Source organism: Methanomicrobia archaeon, assembly GCA_011049045.1.
GTDB lineage: Archaea > Halobacteriota > Syntropharchaeia > Alkanophagales > Methanospirareceae > JACGMN01.
In genome coordinates this window covers 1-3,841 of sequence record DSCO01000013.1, presented here as the reverse complement: position 1 = coordinate 3,841, position 3,841 = coordinate 1, and the positions used below count along the sequence as shown (strand labels likewise).

The 3,841-nt window shown below is 54.1% G+C and carries 2 protein-coding genes; both read right to left on the bottom strand.

What is annotated here, in order from left to right; all coding sequences use genetic code 11:
• On the bottom strand, window positions 1–170 hold a 170-nt coding region (locus ENN68_01150; GenBank protein HDS44701.1), incomplete at its 3' end, for a thioredoxin.
• Window positions 171–400: 230 nt separating this feature from the next.
• Window positions 401–3,841, bottom strand: a 3,441-nt coding sequence (locus ENN68_01145; protein ID HDS44700.1) for a hypothetical protein, incomplete at its 5' end; no start/stop codon positions are given.

Here is a 3,841-nt window from a genome sequence, read left to right as displayed (position 1 = left end):
GCATCTTCCTCGGTGAGCCAGATGAACTCGATCAAATCACCGTATTCCTGCGCAAGCTCCTCTAGAATCGGCTTCTGCTGCTTGCAAAAACCGCACCAATCAGCAGAGAAGAATAAAAATGGGTATTTATTATCAGCAAGCACATCATCAATCTCTTTTGAGCGGTTCATACTCGAAGCTGTGTTGCCTTTTAATAAAGATCCCTCAGATAGTGAATTATCAATCGCAGTTTCCTCTAAAACCTCATCGGTATCGTTAATGACTGGAATGAGAACACTACCCACAGAGACTACGAACACGGACGTTACAATCAAAAATACAAATAAAAATCCACCCAATCTACCTTTTCGGTTTTGTCTTTTCATGTAGTATGCCGCCCGGATTTGTCTCCTTTTTCTCGTCATTCCAGCCGCATCGCCGGTATCCAACCCTCGTACTGCTTGCCGTTCACGTCCACGAATGAGATGCAGGTGATGGACCCGCTGGTTGCGTTGTACGATGAAGCGTGGATGATCTGCGGATACGAGCCGGTGGTAATGGTATAGGAATACGTCTCGTTTGCTTCCAGGACAACAGGTTCGCCGAACGTTATGTTCTGCCAATCGCCGTTATAGCCCGCCCAGTCAGCTTCCACAAGTGTTTCCATCCCCTGACTGATCTTTACGTATTCTGCGTGACCACCCGTGCCGCTGCACGGGTACAGGTAGAGTCTACGGGCAAGCATCGTCTGGTTCGGTGTGATCAACCCGGTATGCGTGCCCGGTATACTGGGATACGTGCCAGAACCGGTGTCAAACCCACCGGTCGCCGTACCGACTATAACGGATACAGGATCGGTGGACCTGCTTTCGTACAGGACAGAGCCACGGATGCTGTACAACCCCTCTGCAGCGCCACTGGTGTTCCAGGTATCGCCGAAACTGATCGAACCCGAAGGCAGGAGATCGGTCACATTGTGTCTGTATTCCGCTACCGTAACCCCGGTTACGTCGATCACGCGTACGATCGCCGTTCCCGCGAGGGGCACCGTACCGGTGTTCGCGAAGGTCATGTTGATCGCGATCACGTCCCCGAGCTCGAAGTGCTCTGGCGTAGCGGTAAAGCGGGTAATCTCACCAGAAGAGATGCCCAGCCAGAACTGCCCCATTTTAGTATCCAGCACGTTGTTCTCGGCATCTCGCAGGATCACCGCAACGACGTAATCGCCCGGCTCGAAGCCGCCGCTGTTCCACTGCAGCGAGTAGGACGCAGGTCCCGTAAAATCGGTGAGCGTGCTCAGGAACAAACCATCAACAACCTCATCAGACCCGTAGCGCTTCACCACCGCGCTCACCACGACATCTTCTGCTTCGCCGGTATTGTTGAGCTCGACGTCTACCGTGACGGTCTCGCCCTGTGCGTACGCGTCTTTGTCAGTCCTTAAAACAGCAACGATTACGGCGGATTCGGTATAATTGATTTCGAAGCGGTAATTCTGATAAAATCTGACATTCGCTGTCAGCGGATTGTAGGTGAATGGATACAACGCCAGGAACAGCGTGGATGTGCCATCGGGATTCTCCACCACGTGCCAGCGATAGGGCTCGTTCGGGAACCAGTCTTCGCTCTGATTCGGTGCAGGTACGTCTAAATCGCCCGACGTAGCAAGCACTGCGATGGTTACCGGCAGATTCAAGCCGGTCGCCGTCTGTAATCCCGTTCGTTCCTCTAAAGTCACGTTCTGCACCTGGTAGCCCCGTGGATATTCTGTGGTGACAGTGAAATAGGGAACCTGCGGCAAGCCATTTTCGAGCAGCAGCTCGCCACCAGGGATTTCGACGTGATCAAACTCGTCAGTGGTCGTCACCACGTAATCGGGCACGACGATCTCGAGTGTGGCGGTCGCGTCCAGCGGCACTTCCGCACCCAATCCCGCGGCTGTACCGGTGGAAACGGCACCAAACTTCGGATCGCCGTAAAGGTTGTATTCCCAGACCCAGAGGCCCCAATAGGTGTTCTTCGTGGAATATTTCACCCGCTCCAGCTCGGTGAAGACCTCGCCAATCGTTTCGTCGGCATCCCAATGCTCGAAGAACCACTTACCCGCCTCGGAGTTACAGTTGACCGCAGAGACCTGGGTCGCTCCGATGAAGACCGCGGCGCTGCTATTGAGGAAGGCCTCGGCGATATTGTAGTCGCCGCCGCCGTATGTGGGGTGATCCTCATATGAGCCGGTTAAACACGCCAGGGAAAAGACAAAGGGACTGATCGCGCCGAAATTGACCGGGAAATCGCCGGTCTGCAGTCCCCAGCACCACGCGTCAACGCCACCGTGACCGTTGTAGCACAAGACATCCCTATCCATCGCGCTGGTTCGGAACGCCTGGAGTCTGGCGGCATCGGTCGTGTAATTCGACCAGTGGATCTTCGTAACAGTAAACCCTTTATCCTTAAGCTCGTCCTCGATGTTATCGATGCCGTCCGTGAATAGCTTTTGAATGCTTGCTGTGCCATCTGTTCCGCTCACCACCGTAGCGTGCGAACGATCGAAGCTGTACCCGCCGATACTCGTCTGTATCGCTTTTGAGAGATTGGAGGGGTCGTTGCCGACAATTCGGCCCACTATCAGATCCGGAAAGCCATTATCGTTCGTATCCGTATAGGGGTGATCGGAGAAGGGGACATTCGTCGTAGTGCTATTGGAATTTGACCAGGTGAGGGAGAAGCCCCACTCGCGTCGCGCAGGAATGATCTCAATCTCTCCAACGATCAGGAGATAACCGCCGAGCGATTTCAAGAAGTTAGGGTGCAGCGCACTTGCCCACGTGCCTTGTGGCCGGATCAGGTTCCGGAACGTGGCCTCATTATTCACGTACAGATAGCCCAGCACACCAGTCCGCTGAGACGCCAGTTCCGCCATATCCGCGAGGAGTGCATCAACCTCATCGCGCTGGAACGGATTCTCGGAAATTAAAAGGGTCGGATTGGTCACGATCAGGTAATCCGCTTCCTTGAGCGCATGAGCAAAGGCCGTGGCCAGCATGACGGTATCGGTCGTCTTCAGAATGGCATACTGCTTTTCAGTGCTGTAGTACTGCTTCATCGAACTCCTGTAAGATAATTGCACGGGCGTGCCAATCGAGGGCTGCTGCTGAGTTGGATGCATCAGCACGGGCACAACGCCGTAGCTATAGGTACGCGAACTTCCGGGACTCATACTGAGGTGATCGGTAATGACGCATTTCATTCGATGAGTAGCGCCAATGTACTCCGCCTCATAATCGGCACCGTTGAAGTTCGCGCGTGAGATCGGTTGCAGCGCACTCAGGTGGTCCTCGAGCTTGATGTCGTACGCGCTAGCCGTGCCCTGGTTCTCCACCTCCAGCTCGACGACAAACATATTGAGATGGCGGGTCACTTCGTGCCGGGTAACAACCAGCTCTGGTCTGAGCGGTGGCCCGGTGTTATATACCGAGACATCAACGGTGTCTAAACCGGTTTTGTTGGTTTCATCAGTTGCTCGCACGGCGAGCCGGTAGAGTTTATTCTCGAGGAAGCGCGTGTCCCACCAATAAGGGTTCGATACCGAGAACTCCACGGTCCAGGGGGTGGTGGGATAGGTGAACGTACTAATCACCTGCCCATCAACGAGGAATTCGATGGCACTCACGCCCGTGTCATCCGTGACAACGACACAGACACGCTGCTCCCCAGAGACAGTCGCATAATCGGAAGGATAATATATATCGACCTGAGGTGCAGTAACGTCGATGGGATTGGCTATGCGTACAGGGATATTTTTGTGGCCTATGTTCCCGGCGAGATCGTGCACGAGTGCCTTTATCGTGTGGTTCCCGTTTTC